The sequence below is a fragment of the Mycoplana rhizolycopersici genome, from assembly GCF_013378445.1.
In the GTDB taxonomy this organism is placed as follows: Bacteria; Pseudomonadota; Alphaproteobacteria; order Rhizobiales; family Rhizobiaceae; genus Mycoplana; species Mycoplana rhizolycopersici.
In genome coordinates this window covers 1-17,006 of sequence record NZ_JABXYK010000004.1, presented here as the reverse complement: position 1 = coordinate 17,006, position 17,006 = coordinate 1, and the positions used below count along the sequence as shown (strand labels likewise).

At 62.5% G+C, this 17,006-nt stretch carries 16 protein-coding genes; 11 read left to right on the top strand and 5 right to left on the bottom strand.

Annotated features, from left to right (window positions below):
- Positions 1-12: 12 nt before the first annotated feature.
- From repC to gcvA, 5 genes are all read right to left on the bottom strand, one after another.
- Positions 13-1,215: a plasmid replication protein RepC gene (gene repC / locus HV823_RS07455; RefSeq protein WP_176949099.1), complete on the bottom strand. Its 1,203-nt coding sequence runs from the start codon at positions 1,213-1,215 to the stop codon at positions 13-15.
- A 415-nt stretch (positions 1,216-1,630) separates the two neighbouring features.
- Positions 1,631-2,857, bottom strand: a complete 1,227-nt coding sequence (gene repA / locus HV823_RS07450) for a plasmid partitioning protein RepA (protein WP_246300962.1) — start codon at positions 2,855-2,857, stop codon at positions 1,631-1,633.
- Positions 2,858-3,168: 311 nt separating this feature from the next.
- Positions 3,169-3,615, bottom strand: a complete 447-nt coding sequence (locus HV823_RS07445) for a MarR family winged helix-turn-helix transcriptional regulator (protein ID WP_343051800.1) — start codon at positions 3,613-3,615, stop codon at positions 3,169-3,171.
- Positions 3,616-3,760: 145 nt separating this feature from the next.
- Positions 3,761-4,936 carry an aminotransferase gene (locus HV823_RS07440; protein ID WP_176949096.1) on the bottom strand — a complete coding sequence of 392 codons (1,176 nt, stop codon included), beginning with the start codon at positions 4,934-4,936 and terminating at the stop codon, positions 3,761-3,763.
- A 24-nt stretch (positions 4,937-4,960) separates the two neighbouring features.
- Positions 4,961-5,980 (bottom strand): transcriptional regulator GcvA, encoded by a 1,020-nt coding sequence (gene gcvA / locus HV823_RS07435; protein ID WP_176949095.1) that lies wholly within the window; start codon positions 5,978-5,980, stop codon positions 4,961-4,963.
- A 182-nt stretch (positions 5,981-6,162) separates the two neighbouring features.
- Between gcvA and speB the strand changes: the two genes are divergently transcribed.
- The 11 genes from speB to HV823_RS07380 form a co-directional block, all read left to right on the top strand.
- Positions 6,163-7,221, top strand: a complete 1,059-nt coding sequence (gene speB / locus HV823_RS07430) for an agmatinase (protein ID WP_176949094.1) — start codon at positions 6,163-6,165, stop codon at positions 7,219-7,221.
- A 67-nt stretch (positions 7,222-7,288) separates the two neighbouring features.
- Positions 7,289-8,377, top strand: a complete 1,089-nt coding sequence (locus HV823_RS07425) for an ABC transporter substrate-binding protein (protein WP_176949093.1) — start codon at positions 7,289-7,291, stop codon at positions 8,375-8,377.
- 182 nt (positions 8,378-8,559) lie between these two features.
- Positions 8,560-9,597 carry an ABC transporter ATP-binding protein gene (locus tag HV823_RS07420; RefSeq protein WP_176949092.1) on the top strand — a complete coding sequence of 346 codons (1,038 nt, stop codon included), beginning with the start codon at positions 8,560-8,562 and terminating at the stop codon, positions 9,595-9,597.
- Positions 9,594-10,448: an ABC transporter permease gene (locus HV823_RS07415; RefSeq protein WP_176949091.1), complete on the top strand. Its 855-nt coding sequence runs from the start codon at positions 9,594-9,596 to the stop codon at positions 10,446-10,448. Before HV823_RS07420 ends, HV823_RS07415 begins: the two co-directional genes overlap by 4 nt.
- Positions 10,445-11,245, top strand: coding sequence for an ABC transporter permease (locus tag HV823_RS07410; protein WP_176949090.1), 801 nt, complete (start codon positions 10,445-10,447; stop codon positions 11,243-11,245). The genes HV823_RS07415 and HV823_RS07410 overlap by 4 nt, the downstream gene beginning before the upstream one ends.
- Before the next feature lie 40 nt (positions 11,246-11,285).
- Positions 11,286-12,065, top strand: coding sequence for a nitrilase-related carbon-nitrogen hydrolase (locus HV823_RS07405; protein ID WP_176949089.1), 780 nt, complete (start codon positions 11,286-11,288; stop codon positions 12,063-12,065).
- 463 nt (positions 12,066-12,528) lie between these two features.
- A complete protein-coding gene (locus HV823_RS07400) occupies positions 12,529-12,861 on the top strand; it encodes an STAS domain-containing protein (protein ID WP_176949088.1) in 333 nt (110 codons plus the stop codon).
- The gene (locus HV823_RS07395; RefSeq protein WP_097136622.1) at positions 12,858-13,226 is read left to right on the top strand and encodes a response regulator; all 369 of its coding nucleotides are present in this window, start codon (positions 12,858-12,860) and stop codon (positions 13,224-13,226) included. Before HV823_RS07400 ends, HV823_RS07395 begins: the two co-directional genes overlap by 4 nt.
- Entirely contained in the window at positions 13,223-15,241 is a 2,019-nt protein-coding gene (locus HV823_RS07390; protein ID WP_176949087.1) for a chemotaxis protein CheA, read from the top strand. Before HV823_RS07395 ends, HV823_RS07390 begins: the two co-directional genes overlap by 4 nt.
- Complete coding sequence (locus HV823_RS07385) at positions 15,238-15,765, top strand: chemotaxis protein CheW (protein ID WP_176949086.1); 528 nt, start codon at positions 15,238-15,240, stop codon at positions 15,763-15,765. Before HV823_RS07390 ends, HV823_RS07385 begins: the two co-directional genes overlap by 4 nt.
- A 4-nt stretch (positions 15,766-15,769) precedes the next feature.
- Positions 15,770-17,006: methyl-accepting chemotaxis protein (locus tag HV823_RS07380; RefSeq protein WP_176949085.1), on the top strand; the 1,237-nt coding region annotated here is incomplete at its 3' end.

Sequence of the window (17,006 nt, the reverse complement as noted above, 5' to 3'; positions counted from 1 at the left end):
CCGTCACATCGATCACTCCAGCGCCTTGATCATCGGCATGATCGAGAATTGCCCAGCCTCCGCCCGGCGCGTCAGTTCCCGCAGATAGCCGCCCGGTGAGCGGATCTGGTCCGACCGTTGGAGGATTGCAGCAATCACCACCGCAGCTGAACTTTCGCCCAGCGCAGCGCGGGCCTTCTCATAGGCGTCCGGCGAAATGCCAAGCATCGAGCGGACCAGCGCCGCCGTCCGGGTCAAATCCGCCCAGGTGGAGATATCATCCTTCGCATAGGCCTTGATTTCAGGGCATGCCGCCAGAACCCTTTTCAGGCTGATCGTTATCCCCTTGCGCTCCGGTGCAGCTTTTTCCGCCTGCGGCTCCACATGTTTTGTGTCATGGCCGTTTATTTCAAATGTGGGGTCTGTATTTGAATTCTGAATATGCCGCTCGTATTGAACGTCATTGGCGCTCATTTCTTCATTTGTAAGCGAATTTAGGAATTCCTCCTCCACCCGCCGGCGTAGCACCAACAGCGCGCTTTTGCGCTCGATCAGAGTCTCTGCGGCGGTCGCTCGTCCCAGCCTTCCGGAGAGAGTTGCGAGTTCCAATTGATGCTCCGCCCAAGCCCCCTTGCGCCCCTCCGTCATGGCGGCTTCGATGATCTTGGCGACGTCGCGCAGATGGATGGTCACTTCCGCGCGCAGCGTTTGGAGCCTCCTGGCTTCGGCACGCGCCTGCTCCGCCCTTTCGTGGATCTCCGTCGCCATCAACGCCAGCGGCGCCAGATCGAAACCGAACGCCTCGTCTATGACGCCGCGCTCGTCTCTTCGGCAATAGCGCTTGCCGTTGGGGCTATCGCGACGCAGCAGCATGCCCGCCTGCTGCAACAGCGCCAGATGGCGACGGAGTGTGGCCGGCGCCATGCCGCGGGAGCGCACCGAAAGTTCCGCGTTCGAGGGGAAGACGACGATCGGCGCGCGGCCGTCGAGCATCTTGTCGGGATGGAAGGTCAGAAGCGCCTCCAGAACGGCGATCGTACGGTCGGAAAGACCAAACGCGCTGCGCGCCTCGGTCAGCGCCCGCAAAAGCTGCCATTTCTCGGCCGTACCGGTCTCGTTGCCCCCGGTATCCGAGGCAAGCTTTGCCTGGGTATCGGAAACCCGCTTCTGCATCGCAAAAATATGCGCAGACATCCGTCCGCCGCCAAATGGCGTCGTTGCCAGTCTCTCCGTCATGATCGTCCCTCTCCAAGGAGGCAAGAGGCCGGACCTGACGTCGCACCAAAGCATCCGCGTGTTCGGTGGAACCGCAGACAGTATCAATCCCTTGAAATGTCTAAGCTTTTTTGCTCATTCTTTCAGGAGATCAGGCAATATGATCCACAACCCGCAAACGGGTAAAACCGTGCAGGCGCTTGACTTTGGCTGTCGGAAGTGATTCTCTCTCATTGCTACATAGAAGAGGGCTTCCGGAATGGCGACGTTTTGGAGGCCTTTTTTCTTGCTTCGATACCTTCCGTTTCGGTTTCAGTATATCCGCCGGTGCGTTGACCGGGCGGGTAGGCTTGCGAGCGCCTCATGTCCGTCAGGAATGAGGCTGTGCATTGCTTGAACGGGCGCCCGAGCGATCAGGCTCCGGATCAGCGCACCATCACTGCCGTCCCCAGGCCTGCAACATCAGGGCCTCGATCTCGGCATTGACGGCGTTCATGCTTTCCATCGCCCGGTCATAGGTGGCACGGGTAAAGTTTTCCCGGCCCACTTCGTACAGCGTCTCCTTGGTCAGGCCGGCATCGGAGATCGCGGTGGATTTCACCATCGGTGCCGTCAGCACCCTGTCGCCGAAGAGCGAGCGCATCAGGCCGACGATCTGTGCCTGCGGACCATCGTTGGGCTCGAAGCGGGTGACAAGATAGCGCAGGAAATCGAAGTTCAGACGTCCGCCCGCCTCGCGCACGACCGCGAGCAGGTCAGAGGTCATGAACAGGAACTGGCTCATCGAAGCGACGTCGAGCATCTGCGGGTGCACCGTCACGATGACCGACGTCGATGCGCATAGGGCAGAAAGCGTCAGATAGCCGAGCTGCGGCGGGCAGTCGAGCACCACCACGTCGTAGTCCTGCTCGACGGTGCGCAGTGCTGCGTGTACGCGTGCGAAGAACAGCGGCTGCCCCGGAGCATTCGCCTGGCGGTTTGCCAACGCCCGTGGCGTGACATGCTCGAACTCCTGCAATTCGAGATTGCCCGGCACCAGGTCGAGACCGTCGAAATAGGTCTTGCGGATGATGTCTTTCAGCGGACGCGCTTCATCATCGTATCGAATGGCGCCGTAGAGCGTATCGTTGCCGTCGAGATCAAGCTCGGGCTGGTAGCCGAAGAGCGCCGACAGAGAGGCCTGCGGGTCGAGGTCGATGGCCAGTACCCGGTAGCCGGCCAGAGCGAGATACTGCGCCAGATGGGCGGCAGACGTCGTCTTGCCCGAACCGCCCTTGAAGTTGGTGGTCGCAATCACCTGCAGATGCTCACCGCGACCGGCGTCGCGCCACTTGCGGTAACCACGGGCCTTTGCGGCATTGCCCTTGGCGATGGCCTGGTCGGCCAGATGCGCCCGCAGAGCATTGATATCGGACAGGGAGTAGAAACGACGCCCGCCGGGGCCGGTTTCCGGCTGCGGTCCCTCGCCGGCGAGCGACAGCTGGCGAAGGTATCCATCCGACACGCCGATGAGCCTTGCAGCCTCCCCGGAGGTAAAGCTTCGCAGCACCTTCTTGGCGGTGGGAGGAAAGAACCGCTCGCGCATCGCCTGCAACTGCGCCGACAGAATGCGCGCATCCGTCGCGATCGCCTCGTCGGCGGCCGGTTCCGCATTCCCGCTCAAATTCGGCGCCATCGCCATTCTCGCCCTTCCAATCCACGAAATGCCGCCTCCGCGCCGAAATCCCCGGAATACGAAGGCAGCAGGACGAAACACGCGCGGGTGTTGCCTCGCTTCGCGCTAACGTCACATCTCCAATCTAACAGTGAAGCCGCAAGGTAACGGCAAAAACCGGATAGATCGCATCTTTCCGTTAGGGACGGTGCGGCGATTCCCGATTCCCGTCAAGGCGTTTTTGGTTAACGAGCGCTAGAGAACGGCTCGGAAGCAAAAGCTTTTCCGATACTTATGCCAACGTCGGCAGCGTACGGGCGTCAGACGGAGAGCCGGGCGAGCAGCAACATGAAGGCCTCACGTGCCTTTGCGCCGCCGAGCCGGGCGGTGCATTCGGCCTCGAAGGTCGCCTCGGCTGCGCAAATCTCCTTGACGAAGGCATCACCCGCGGCCGTCAGGTACAGCGCATTGGAGCGCTTGTCCTGTGCGGAGGCGCGCCGCTCCATCAGGTGCCTGGCTTCCAGTGAATTGATCAGCGGCACGAAATTGGCACGTTGCATTCCCAACGCGTCAGCGATCTGGGTCTGCTTGCGCCCAGGGTTCGATGCGATGAGCAACAGCACGCCATATTCGCCGGGCGTGATGCCGAAATCCGAGAAACGCGACTGAAAACGTCGACCGAGCAGTGTCTGAGAACGCCTGATCTGGAACAGCACGCTGCGATCGATCAATGAAATATCGAGACCACTCCTGTCATCGATCACCACAGTCGCACTCATCTGGCGTCTCCCTCGCCGTTGCCTAGGCGAGGCTCCACCCAAATGCCCCTTTTGGCAATATGCATACTGGGAGTAGCAGGCATACGCTTGGGGATAATACGATTAACTTCACATGTTCAGCGGTGTAGCGCACTCATGCCGCACCGGTGAAGCCCTGCAGCCGGTCGCGCAGCAACCGGATCGTCGTCGCATTTGCGTTTGCGAAGGCGAAGCGTAGATACCCCTCCTGACCCGGACCGAAATAGCTTCCCGGCAGGCAGAGAACGCCCGCTTCCCTTGCCAGCCGTTCGGACACTTCCGCCGAGGAGCGTTCGGCAAAGGGATGCCGGATGAAGGCGAAATAGGCCCCGAGCGCGCCGACCGTCCAGCCGTTCAGGCCATCCATCGTCTCCCGCAGCGCCTGCGCGCGCCGGGCGATTTCCTGCCGGTTCTCCTCGCGCCAGTCGCCAAGCAGTGGCAAGGCATCGGCGACGGCGATCTGGGCTGCGCGCGGCGGGCAGATCTGAATGTTGTCCATGATCTTGGCCACCTGCTCGACGACCGCCGGCCCGGCGGTGATCGCACCAAGACGGTGGCCCGGTATGCAGAACGACTTCGAGAAGCTGTAGAGGCCGATCAACGTCGCTTCCCAGCCGGGCTTCTGGAACAGCGCATGCGGACGCATCCCGGCTTGCGGCAGGAAGTCGCGATAGGTCTCGTCGAGGATCAGCCAGATCCCTTGCGAACGGCAGAGTTCGAACACGGACGACAACAGCTCCGGCGGATAGACTGCACCGGTCGGATTGTTGGGAGAGACCAGCGCGAGCGCGCGCACGTCGGGCGTGATCGCAGCCTCCAATGCTGCAATATCTGGCAGGAACCCATCGCCCGGATCGCAAGGTGCCAGCCGCACCTTCACGCCGAGCATGGCAAGTGTGGTCTCTTGGTTGAAGTAGTAGGGATCCGTCATCAGCACGGTGTCGCCGGCGCCGGCGACCGCCATCGCGGCACAGACGAACGCCTGGTTGCACCCCGAGGTGATATGAATGTTCTCAGCGGCAAGCGGAGCGCCATAGACCGACGCGACATGCGCGCCATAGGTCTGTCGCAAGCGATCCTCGCCCTCGATGGGACCATACCCCGTCCATGAAGCCGAGGCGGCGTATTCGCCAAGCAGGCGCAGCATCTGCGGATGCGCAGGATAGCCCGGCACCGCCTGCGACAGATCGATGAGGGGACCGCTGCGGCCGTCATAGGATCGACCCCAGGCAAATACGGTTGGGATCGGCGGCGCTGCGAGCGTTTCCACGGCGGGATTGAATTTCGGCATGACGGTTCTTCCGGAGCGTGCGCTTCAGGCGCGGGCTTTGCGTTTCTGGGTTGTGACGGTGCGGCCGCGCGGGGCGGAAACAGGTTGAAAATTGTCGTCGGCGCGCGGTGCGCGACCGCGCAGCAGCATGCGCGCCGAAGTCTGGGGCTCGGGCAGGCTGTCATCCTCCAGCGTGGCAAAGAGCCAGTCGATGAAGACCCTGACGATCGGTGCGGCGCGCACCTCCTGCCGGCAGGCGACGTAGAACGCATCGTTTGCGGGCACCGACAGATCGAAGGGCACCACGAGTTCGCCACGCGTGATCAGGCTCGCCGCCGTGATGCTATCGCCAAGCGCGATCCCTTGCCCGTGCAATGCTGCCTCTGTCGAAAGCCGCGCGTCACTCATGTAGAGCTGCCGGCTTCGGGTCAGATCCGCGGCGTCGGCTGCGGCAAACCAGGTATTCCATTCGCGCCCGTCCTGATCGCCATGCAGCAAGGTATGATCGGAGAGATCACGGACGGACCGGAGCGGCCGGCTGTTGAGCAGGGTCGGGCTTGCAACGGGAAAGAGCCGCAGGTTGCTCCAGAGCCGTGTCCAGCAATCGGGCCAGTTGCCGTCGCCATAGAGGATAGAGACGTCGACGTCGCGCGAATATAGCTGCGCCTGATCATTGGAGGCCACGAGGCTGAGCTTCACTTCCGGATATTGGTCGATGAAACGGTCGAGCCGGGGGATGATCCAGAACGAAAGCAGGGCTGGCACGCAGGTGATGGTCAGGGATCCGCTTGTCGCCGGCCGTTTCATCAAGGCGGTGGCAGCCGCAATCCCGCCGAACGCCTCGCTCACCGCGGGCAGAAGCAGCGCGCCCTGCGAGGTCAGTTTCAGCCGCTTGCCGCTGCGGTCGAACAGGACCGCGTCCAGCGAAACCTCGAGCGTGCGGATCTGATGGCTGATTGCGCCATGGGTGACGTTGAGCTCGCGCGCCGCCGCTGACACCGAACCACGCCGCGCAGCGGCCTCGAAGGCACGCAGGGGATTGAGGGGTGGCAGGCGGTTCGACATCACGTCCTGTTGTGTTCAAATGTGAATTTTTCTCACGTAAAATGCTACAACATCGTCAATTGCTTTTCCAATCGATTTGTTACGTAATGACGAAAACAAGGGCAAAAGCCCGGGGGAACGAAGAAACGGCAAAACAGCCCAGCCCCCGTGCGCCCCACGAACTAACGAGAGCGAGGCAAGACATGGCGTTCGACGAGGGCAAGCTTCAGGCACTGCGGGAGAAATTCGGGGACGGTCACGGCGGTGACATCTTCGATCCGGCCTTCCGCAAGGTCGCCGACAAGATCTTCTCCAAGAGCGGCACGCGGCTTGCGCCTTTTGCAGGCGTACCGACTTTCCTGAGTGCGCCCTATCTCCCGGTTGATGCAGAAAAGCCGGATTTCGGCGATCTGCAGGTCGCGATCACCGGCGTCCCGATGGATCTCGGCGTCACCAACCGACCGGGCTCCCGCTTCGGCCCGCGCGCCATGCGCACCATCGAGCGCATCGGCCCCTACAACCATGTGCTTGATTGTGCTCCGGTGCAGGACCTGCGCGTGGCCGACATCGGTGACGTGCCTTTCCGCAGCCGCTACCGCCTGGAGATGAGCCACGAGGACATCGAAAAGCGCTTCAACCAGATCGTCGATGCCGGCGTCATTCCGCTCGCCGTCGGCGGCGACCATTCGATCACCCATCCGATCATGAAGGCAGTCGGCAAGAAGCAGCCGGTCGGCATGATCCACATCGACGCGCATTGCGATACCAGCGGCTCCTTCGATGGCACCAAGTTCCACCACGGCGGGCCATTCCGCAACGCCGTCCTCGACGGCGTGCTCGATCCGACCCGCACCATCCAGATCGGCATTCGCGGCTCCTCCGAGTATCTGTGGGAGTTCTCCTACGAATCCGGCATGACGGTGATCCATGCGGAAGAGGTCTCCGGCATGGGCATTCCGGCGATCATCGAAAAGGCGAAGGCGATCGTCGGCGACGGACCGACCTACCTCTCCTTCGATATCGACAGTCTCGATCCGAGCTTCGCACCGGGAACCGGAACACCGGAAATCGGCGGCCTGACCTCGCGCGAGGTTCTGGAACTGATCCGCGGGCTGAAGGGCATCAACCTAGTCGGCGGCGACGTCGTCGAGGTGGCGCCGCAGTACGACGCCACGACCAACACCGCCCATGCCGGCGCACAGGTTCTGTTCGAAATCCTCAGCCTGATGGTTTTCAGCCCTTCCGTCGCGGCAAAGGCCTGACATAGAATATAAAATGGGAACGTGCCGGACGAGTTAATACCGTCCGGCAAAAAAACGGAGAAAAGACATGCGTGACATCCTCAACGCAAAAATGAGCCGCCGCGGCGTGCTCGGCGCCGGTGCCGCCGGCGTATCGCTGCTGGCGATGCCCTCGATCCTGCGGGCACAGGAAAAGTCGCTGAAGATCGGCGTCTACGGCGGCTACTTCAAGGATTCGTTCGACAAGAACATCTTCCCCGAATTCACGAAGGCCACGGGCATTGCCGTGGAATCGGTCGCAGAGCCGACCGGCGAAGCATGGCTCGTCCAGCTCGAGCAGGCCGCACGCGCAGGCCAGGCGCCCGCCGACGTCTCGATGATGTCGCAGGTCGCCATGCTGAAGGGTCAGGCGACCGAACTCTGGGCACCGCTCGACACGGGCAAGATCAAGAACGCCTCAAATCTGCTCGACCGGTTCGTCAACAAGTATCCGGACGGCCGCGTCGCCGGCATCGGCGCCGTCGCATGGTACATCACGCTCGTCACCAACACCGACGTCTACAAGGAAGCACCCGACAGCTGGGCCGCGTTCTGGGATCCGGCCAACGCCGACAAGCTCGGCCTGCTGGCGCTCGTCTCCAACTCCTTCCTGCTTGAGGTGACGGCGAAGACGTTCATGGGCGGCACGAACGCTCTGGATACAGAAGAAGGCATCCTCAAGACCTTCGAAAAGCTTGCCGAAGTGAAGCCGAACGTGGCGCTGTGGTATCGTGACGAAGCCCAGTTCGAACAGGCGCTGAAGTCCGGCGAGATCCCGATGGGCCAGTACTATCACGACGTCACCGGCCTTGCCGCCGCAGACGGACATCCGGTCCGCTCCACCTTCCCGAAGGAAGGCGGCATCCAGGATTCGGGCTGCTGGGCCTTGTCGCGCGCCTCGAACAAGGTCGAGGAGGCGCATGTCTTCATCGACTACATGAGCCAGCCGGCGATCCAGGCCATCCTGTCGCGCAAGGTCGGCACCGCGCCTACGGTCAAGCGCGAACTGCTCGACCTGACAGACGCCGAATTCGCCGCCGTCTCGTCCGACATCGAGCCGATCGTTCCGCGCTACGACCTCTATCAGACCAAGTCCGACTGGCTGAACCAGAAGTGGACCGAACTGATCGTCGGCTGAACGCGCGATCTCACTTCCGGCTTGCGACTGTCTCCCCGCCAGGCGCGGGGGTATCTCAGGCGCGGGACGTATCTAAAGCGGCAGGCTCCGCACATTCCCTCTCCCCGCCAGCCGGGGAGAGGGCTAGGGTGAGGGGCAGTTTTACAACCTGAATGCTCGCGAACCCGCAGAGCGGAGAAAAAATGTCCGGACTGGCACTACAGAACATCACCAAGGAATTCGGCACCTTCACCGCGGTGAAGAACGTCAGTCTCACCGTTCCGCACGGTACCTTCGTCTGCCTGCTCGGCCCTTCCGGATGCGGCAAGACGACGTTGATGCGCATGATCGCCGGCCTGGACCTTCCGACCGGCGGAGCGATCAAGCTCGATGACGCCGACATTACCCGGGTGCCGACCCACAAGCGCGACCTCGGCATGGTTTTCCAGTCGCTAGCGCTCTTTCCGCACCTCACCGTCGGCGAAAACATCGCCTATTCGCTTCGCATCCGCGGCGTGGGCAAGGAAGACCAAAAGAAGCGGGTGGACGAGCTTCTTTCGATGATCCACCTGAGCGGCTATGCCGACCGGCCCGTGGCCAAGCTTTCCGGTGGCCAACGCCAGCGCGTGGCCATCGCGCGTGCGCTAGCCATTTCGCCGAAGCTTTTCCTGCTCGACGAGCCGCTTTCGGCCCTTGACGCAAAGCTGCGCGAGGCGATGCAGGTGGAGTTGCGCCAGCTCCAGCAGCGCCTCGGCATCACCACCATCGTCGTTACCCACGACCAGCGCGAGGCCATGACCATGGCCGACACCGTCGTCGTGATGAACAGCGGCGAGATCCGCCAGGCGGCAGCACCGGTTGAAATCTACCGCCGACCCGCCGACACCTTTGTCGCCGACTTCATCGGCATGACCAACCTCATCGATTTCACCGCCGACAGCACAGGCCGCGCCCACGCGCTGGGCTCCCCGATCGAGGGGCTTGCGGTTCCCGGCGGCCTTTCCAGGGGCGTGCTTTCGGTCCGCCCGGAAGACGTTCACCTGACCGCTCCCGGCCATGGTGCGATGGCGGGCCGCGTCACGTTCGTCCGCGACCTGGGCGGCACGATCGAGACCTTCGTCGAGGCTGGCGGAAAGCAGATCGTCGCCGTTTCCATGCCGCACGCCCGGCCGGATGTGACGGTCGGCCAGGACGTCGGCATCAAGCTTTCTCCGGACACCTGCGTGGTGCTGAAATCATGAGACGCGAGGCGCCGCAGAAGCTTTCCGACTACGGCCCGCTGCTGTTTCCGGCGGGCATGCTGATCGTGTTCTTCGTCATCCCCTTTGCGACGATGATCGCAGTATCCTTCTTCAAGCGCGATCCGGCCGGTTTCTATTCGACAGCCTTCGTCTTCGACAACTATGCCCGCTTCCTCAGCCTCTTCTTCGGCAAGGTCCTGGGGTTCTCGCTGTTTCTGGCGATCGCGGTCGCGATATGCTGCATCCTGCTGGCCGTACCCTTCACATATCTTCTCTCGCGGGCAAGCCGCAGAACCCAGGTCGTCTGGCTCGTCGGCCTGCTTTCGGTGCTGTCGCTTTCCGAGGTCATCATCGGCTTTGCCTGGTCGACGCTGTTTTCGCGTACAGCCGGCATCACCAATCTACTGGTCGCCATCGGGCTGATGAGCCAGCCGGTAGCGCTCAATCCGAGCTTAGGAGCCGTGCTGACGGCGATGGTCTACCAGGCTCTGCCCTATACCGTGCTCGTGCTCTATCCGGCGCTCGTCCGCCTCGATCCGACCCTGACGGAAGCGGCGCGCACGCTCGGCGCCTCCCCGATCAAGTCGTTCTTCACCGTTGTCGTGCCTGCGCTCCGCAACACCATCATGGCGACGCTGATCATGGTGTTCATCTTCGCGCTCGGCTCCTATCTTCTGCCGCAAATTCTGGGCAGGCCGCAGCATTGGACATTGTCTGTCCTCATCACCGACCAGGCGATCTATCAGTCGAACATGCCGTTCGCCGCGGCGATGGCCGTTTTCCTCGTCCTCGTCACCCTCGCTCTCGTCGGCCTGACGCTCCTTGCCGGGCGCAAGGGAGAGGCAGCATGAACGTGTTTCTCAAGCGCCTGTATCTCGGTCTCGTCGGCCTGTTCCTGCTGCTTCCGCTCATCGTCGTCGCCGGCGTCTCTGTCAACGAGAAGCAGACACTTGCCTTTCCGCCGCAGGGATTTTCACTTTCCTGGTACGGCGAGATCTTCGCCAATCCCGAATGGCGCTCTGCTCTTCTGGCCTCGGTCACGCTGGCCGCGGTTTCTGCGGCACTCGCGCTTGCCATCGCGCTGCCGCTCTCCTGGTTTCTCTGGCGGCGGCACGCGCCCTGGGCCAACGTTTTCCAACTCCTGGGAATTGCCCCCTTCACCCTGCCGCCGGTCATCACCGCGCTCGGTCTCCTCACTTTCTGGGCAACGACCGGCTTCTACGGTCAGCCGTGGACCGCCGCCATCAGCCACGCGATCTTCTTCGTCACGCTGCCGCTCGTGACACTGTCGCTCGGGTTTTCCTCGATCGACCGCTCCCTGGTGGAGGCGGCGGCAACGATGGGCGCCGACGACAGGACGATCTTCCGCACGGTCGTGCTGCCGCTGATCCTGCCCTATCTCGTTTCCGGCTACGCCTTTGCGTTCGTGCTGTCGCTCAACGAATATATCGTCGCCTACATGACCGTCGGCTTCACCATGGAGACGCTGCCGATCAAGATCTTCAATGCTCTGCGCTACGGCTACACGCCGACGATGGCATCGGTAACGATCCTGTTCGTCGCGATCGCCGCATTGATCTTCGGTCTCGTGGCGCGCTTCGGCGATCTGCCGAAACTGCTTGGCGCCATGTCGAACAACGAAAAATGAAGCGGCATACCGTCAAGGAAATGCCTGGAGGAGGCGGACGATGAAAATCGCAGCTTTGCAGATGCAAGCGGTGCCCGGCGACGTGGAAGCGAACCTCGCACGGATCGCGAACGCAGCCAAGGTGGCCGCGGCGGAAGGCGCCAAGCTGCTCATTGCGCCAGAACTTGCGGTGAACGGCTATGGCGCCGCCGACGCCTTCGCGCACCACGCTTCTCCCGCCGAGGGGGAAGTGGTGGACCGGCTGGCCGCAATCGCGCGCGAGAACGGCCTTGCACTGGTGGCAGGCTTTGCCGAAAGGGACGGCGGTACCGTCTACAACAGCGCCGTTTTCACCGACGGGATCGGTACCAACGCCGTCTACCGCAAGGCCTGCCTCTACGGCGACTACGAACGGCAATGGTTTCGGGCGGAAGCCCCGGCCACGGTTCAGGTCAAGCTGGGCGGTCTCAACCTTGGGCTGCTGATCTGCTATGATGTGGAGTTTCCCGAAAACGTCCGCCGGCTGGCGCTGGCTGGCGTCGATCTCGTGGTCGTTCCGACCGCGCTGCCGCGAGGGGCATCCGGCACGTTCATCGCCGAGCACATGATCCAGGTCCGTGCCTTCGAAAACCAGGTCTTCGTCGCCTATGTCGATCATTGCGGCGACGACGGGCTGTTCGCCTATGCGGGCCTGTCGCGTATCGCGGCACCGGACGGGACAGTCCTTGCCGCAGCGCCTGCCGAAGGCGAAGCCCTGATCTTCGCCGAAATCGATACCGGCGGCTACGCCGCCTCCATGGCCGAAAACACCTACCTGCGGGACGTCGCCCTGGTCCGGTGAAGAAGCACAACCTCGGGCACTTCCTTTTCTCGAAGGAACGTTCAAGCGGCCGAACGAATTGGCAAGAATCCTGTCTTTTTTCTGCCCAAGTTCGATTTTGGTGGGGGAAAAATTAAGCCGGCATTAACTGCAAGGACGCAATGTCGCTGCAACCAGTCGTGGTCGCTCCGGCCACCACGAACCAAGCCGGCCCCCTCCGCATGACGCGGTCCCATCGCGGGCCTTTCCAACAATTATAGGCACTGAACCACCAGGGCGCCATAACACTCGCGCCTGCGATGGTCGATGTTTCTCCCGTGCGGTTTCGAAGACCGTCGCGACAGCGGAGCCGTGCGCTTGACGACGTGCGGACCGACGCGCGCGCCCGTCGCCGAGCGGCCGTCGCCAACCCTGCGGTCATAGCCGCGGTCAAGATCTCGGTTCCGTCGAAGGCGGGGCTTGAACGCGTTCAAGGTATGAAGACATGAGCGATCCGCAGACTATTCCAGCCCACGGCACCGTCCTTCCGCAAAGCCTCTCCATTCGCAATGCCGCCGCCGTCCGCGATCTCCTGCATGCGGCATTCGAAAGCACCGATCCCGTGCTGCTCAACGTGCCGGATGATGCGGATATTGATCTCAGCTTCCTGCAGCTTGTCGAAGCATCGCGGCGCCATGCGGAGCTCAACGGCCGCTCGTTCGGCCTGCAGAATCCCGCCACGGGCAATCTTCTCTCTACCCTGGAGCGCGCCGGCTTCATTGCCGACATGACCCCGCGCGACCGGGAATTCTGGCTTCATCGGAAGGAACAACAATGAGCGCCCACATTCTCACCGTCGATGATTCGGCGAGCATTCGCCTGACCACGAAGATCGCCCTGACCGGTGCGGGTTATCAGGTGACCGAAGCGGTGGACGGTCTCGATGGCCTGAACAAGGCCAAGGCCGGCACCTTTGACATGATTGTGACCGATCTCAACATGCCGAACATGAACGGCCTTGCGATGATCGAGGCTCTGCGCAGTTCGCCGGCGCACACGGGCATACCGATCATCTTCCTAACGACGGAGTCGGACGCGGAGATGAAGAGCCGGGCCAAGGCCGCCGGCGCTACGGGCTGGATCACCAAGCCATTCGATCCCGAACAGCTCGTCAAGATCGCAAAGAAGGTTCTCGGCAAATGACGACACTGGACCCGATCCAGGTATTCAGGACTGAAGCCGCCGAGCTTTTCGAACAGATAGAAGGCGGCCTTCTGGATCTGCTGCACGATCTGTCCAATCAGGACCAGATAGACGCCGTCTTCCGCGGCCTCCACACGCTCAAGGGCTCCGGCGCCATGTTTGGCTTCGAGGCCCTTGCCGCATTTACCCACCACTGCGAAACCGCCTTCGATCGCGTACGCAAGGGCGAAGTGCCGGCCAGTGCCGAGCTCGTTGCCTGCGTTCTTGCCGCCCAGGACCACATGAAAGCGCTGGTGGACAGGCCCAACGGCGACCATGCAGAAGAAGGCGACCGCCTCCTCGCCGAACTCCAAGCCGCCGTGGGCGGGCAGGGAGGTATCGGCACGGTGGTGACGCCGCCGCTCGCAGCAAGCGCTCCTGCCAAGGCAGAGAATGCGGCGACGACCTGGAAGCTCTCGTTCCGCCTACCGTCCAATGCGATGGCCAACGGCACCAACCCGCTCGGCCTTCTCGACGAGCTGCGCGAACTCGGTACCTGCGAAATCAAGGCCGACGTTTCCAAGGTGCCCGGTCTCAACCAGATCGAACCGGCAGACCTGTATGTATCCTGGCAGGTGACGCTGACAACGGAACAGCCGCGCTCGGCGATCGACGACGTCTTCATCTTCGTCATGGACGAGATGGAACTCCAGATCGAACAGCAATCATCTCCGACGCCCGCCGCAGGCATCAAGGCCACGGACACGCCTACCGCACCCGCGGCTGAAAAGACCGTCACGGAGCCGCCGGCGAAGGCTGAAGCATCACCAGCGGCAGTCGCCGAGACGAAAAACGGCAAGGCCGCCGAAAACGTCCGCGTTCCGGCCGAACGCCTCGACGAACTGATGGACCGGGTCGGCGAACTCGTCATCGCGCAGTCGCGGCTGTCCCAGCTTGCCGGCTCCAGCGTCGACATCCAGCTGCGCGCGGTTTCGGAGGATGTGGAGCGCCTATCGGGCGAACTGCGCGACACGATGATGGTGCTGCGCATGGTTCCCGTTACCCAGCTGTTCTCCCGCTTCCGCCGCCTCGTGCATGATCTCGCCCGCGAGACCGGCAAGATGATCGAGCTGGAATTTGAAGGAGAGACGACCGAAGTCGACAAGACGGTCATCGAGCGCCTCGCCGATCCGCTCGTGCATCTGGTGCGCAACTCCATCGACCACGGGCTGGAACTCCCGGACGAACGCATCGCCGCCGGCAAGGATCGCGCCGGCCGCGTCCTTCTGTCCGCGCGACAGGCAGGCGGCGAGGTCATCATCACCATCAAGGACGACGGTCGGGGCATCAACCGCGAACGCGTCCGGGCGAAAGCAGAAGCTTCCGGGCTTGTTCAACCCGGCCAGCAACTGATGGACCAGGAACTGTTGCAGCTCATCTTCCAGCCAGGCTTCTCCACCGCCGCCCAGGTGACGAACCTTTCCGGGCGCGGCGTCGGCATGGATGTGGTCAAGAAGACCGTAGAGGCGTTGCGCGGGGTCATCGACATCCGCAGCGAACCGGGCAGGGGCTCCGAGATCTCGCTGCGCATTCCGCTGACGCTGGCGATCATCGACGGCCTGCTCGTCCGCGTCGGGTCAGGCAACTATGTGATCCCGCTGTCGGCAGTCGAGGAATGCCTGGAGCTCTCGCTCGAAGAGGATCTGCGTTCCCGCGGACGGAGCTTCATCTCGCTGCGCGACAGCCTGGTGCCGTATCTGCGCCTTCGCGATCTCTTTCGGACCGGCACGGCGCCCGATCGCTATCAGAAGGTCGTCGTCATCTCGACGGGCGACGAGCGGGTCGGGCTCGTGGTCGACCAGATCATCGGCGACCATCAGACCGTGATCAAATCCATGTCCAAGCTCCATCATGACGTCGTGACCTTCTCGGGCGCGACCATCCTGGGCGACGGAAGCGTCGCACTCATTCTGGACGTCATGCACCTCATCAACGTCGGGCAACAGCAGGAGGCGCAATTGCGGGCCGCAGGATGACGATTGCAGCAAGCAAGCACGAATTCGACAGGTTGTGGAACGGCGCCGAGGAACTGGCCGTTCTGACGTTCAACCTCAATGGTGAAACTTTCGCGATCGAAGCGATCGTGGTGCAGGAAATCCTCGACCTGCTCCCGGAAACGAGCGTGCCCGGATCGCAGGCCTTCGTCGGCAGCGTCATCAACTTCCGCGGAAAGGTCATCCCTCTCGCCGATATCCGGCTTGCCTTCGGCATGGAGGCAACCAAGCCGACCATCGACAGCCGCATCGTCGTCATCGAGCTCGATCTTGGCGGCGAACCGACGCTCATCGGCATTCGTACCGACCGTGTCTATGAGGTGACCACACTCTCGCGTTCGGCAAGCGAACCGCCTCCGAGCGTCGGCATGCGCTGGCGCGCCGACTACATCGATTGCCTCGTCAAGCGCGACGGCGAATTCATCATTCTCCCGAACCTGAATGCCATTTTCAATTCGCGAGGGGAGCGTGGCGGCTCCGCAGCGGCTAATAGCGAAGGTAGATGAAAACATGAAGTTCACGATTAAGCTTAAACTGATACTGGCCTTCGCATTTCTGATCGTGCTGCTTGTGGGAACAGCCGCATACAGCATCCGCAGCCTGTCGCAGCTCAACGATTCCATGGAGGCGATGGTCACCGGTCCGGTCACGCGCCTTGAACTGGTACAGAACATCAACACCGCCCAGCTGCAAAGCATACGCCAGCAGAAGAACCTGATCGGAGCCTCGTCGCAGTCCGAGATCCAGTCCGCGGAGACGAAGGGCGACGAAGCTCGCGCGGACCTGAAGACGGCGCTGGAAGCTGCGCTGAGCATTGCATCGGAAGAAGGTCGGCCGCACTGGCTCAACATTCAGCAATTGGCAGACAAGGCCAACGTCGTCGACGACCGCATTCGTTCATTGATGCAGTCCGGTTCCGTCGATCAGGCGCAGCGGTTGTCGGTGATCGACGCGCGCGAGGCCGCAAATGACCTCGACGAGGCAGTCGAGGCGCTGGTCGCGCTGTCCAAGCAGCAGCTTGCGGCTGCCAACGACGCGGCACAACTTGGCTATGAATCGACGCGCAACATCACGATCGGCGTCGCAGCCGGTGCGGCGATTGTCGCCTTCCTTGCGGCCCTGTGGATCTCCATCACCATCAGCCGCGGCCTGCTTCGCGCAACCTCGGCCGTACGGACCGTTGCGGAAGGGGACCTGACCACCGTCGCCGAGATCCGGACGAAGGATGAAATCGGCGAACTGCTGGGCCATGTCAACGCGATGATCGAGCGCCTGCGCGGCGTCGTCGGTGATGCGCTCGCCGCCTCCGACAACGTCTCCTCCGGCAGCCAGGAGCTATCTTCGTCCTCCGAACAGCTGTCGCAGGGCGCGACCGAGCAGGCATCGTCCGCCGAAGAGGCCTCCGCCTCGATGGAAGAAATGGCCGCCAACATCAAGCAGAACGCCGACAACGCCGCCCAGACGGAAAAGATCGCCCGCCAGTCGGCCAAGGACGCCGAAGCCAGCGGCGACGCGGTCGGCCGTGCGGTCGGCGCCATGCGCACCATCGCCGAGAAGATCTCGATCGTTCAGGAAATCGCCCGCCAGACCGACCTTTTGGCCCTGAACGCAGCCGTGGAAGCCGCCCGTGCCGGCGAACATGGCAAGGGCTTCGCAGTCGTCGCCTCGGAAGTGCGCAAGCTCGCCGAACGCTCGCAGGCCGCTGCTGCCGAAATCAGCGCGCTCTCCGGCGAAACGGTGCAGGTTG

Bases quoted from the DNA above. Each gene is read 5' to 3' on its own strand.
- repC (WP_176949099.1), bottom strand. From the start codon at position 1,215: ATGACGGAGAGACTGGCAACGACGCCATTTGGCGGCGGACGGATGTCT.
- HV823_RS07440 (WP_176949096.1), bottom strand. From the start codon at position 4,936: ATGCCGAAATTCAATCCCGCCGTGGAAACGCTCGCAGCGCCGCCGATC.
- gcvA (WP_176949095.1), bottom strand. From the start codon at position 5,980: ATGTCGAACCGCCTGCCACCCCTCAATCCCCTGCGTGCCTTCGAGGCC.
- speB (WP_176949094.1), top strand. From the start codon at position 6,163: ATGGCGTTCGACGAGGGCAAGCTTCAGGCACTGCGGGAGAAATTCGGG.
- HV823_RS07425 (WP_176949093.1), top strand. From the start codon at position 7,289: ATGCGTGACATCCTCAACGCAAAAATGAGCCGCCGCGGCGTGCTCGGC.
- HV823_RS07420 (WP_176949092.1), top strand. From the start codon at position 8,560: ATGTCCGGACTGGCACTACAGAACATCACCAAGGAATTCGGCACCTTC.
- HV823_RS07415 (WP_176949091.1), top strand. From the start codon at position 9,594: ATGAGACGCGAGGCGCCGCAGAAGCTTTCCGACTACGGCCCGCTGCTG.
- HV823_RS07410 (WP_176949090.1), top strand. From the start codon at position 10,445: ATGAACGTGTTTCTCAAGCGCCTGTATCTCGGTCTCGTCGGCCTGTTC.
- HV823_RS07405 (WP_176949089.1), top strand. From the start codon at position 11,286: ATGAAAATCGCAGCTTTGCAGATGCAAGCGGTGCCCGGCGACGTGGAA.
- HV823_RS07400 (WP_176949088.1), top strand. From the start codon at position 12,529: ATGAGCGATCCGCAGACTATTCCAGCCCACGGCACCGTCCTTCCGCAA.
- HV823_RS07395 (WP_097136622.1), top strand. From the start codon at position 12,858: ATGAGCGCCCACATTCTCACCGTCGATGATTCGGCGAGCATTCGCCTG.
- HV823_RS07390 (WP_176949087.1), top strand. From the start codon at position 13,223: ATGACGACACTGGACCCGATCCAGGTATTCAGGACTGAAGCCGCCGAG.
- HV823_RS07385 (WP_176949086.1), top strand. From the start codon at position 15,238: ATGACGATTGCAGCAAGCAAGCACGAATTCGACAGGTTGTGGAACGGC.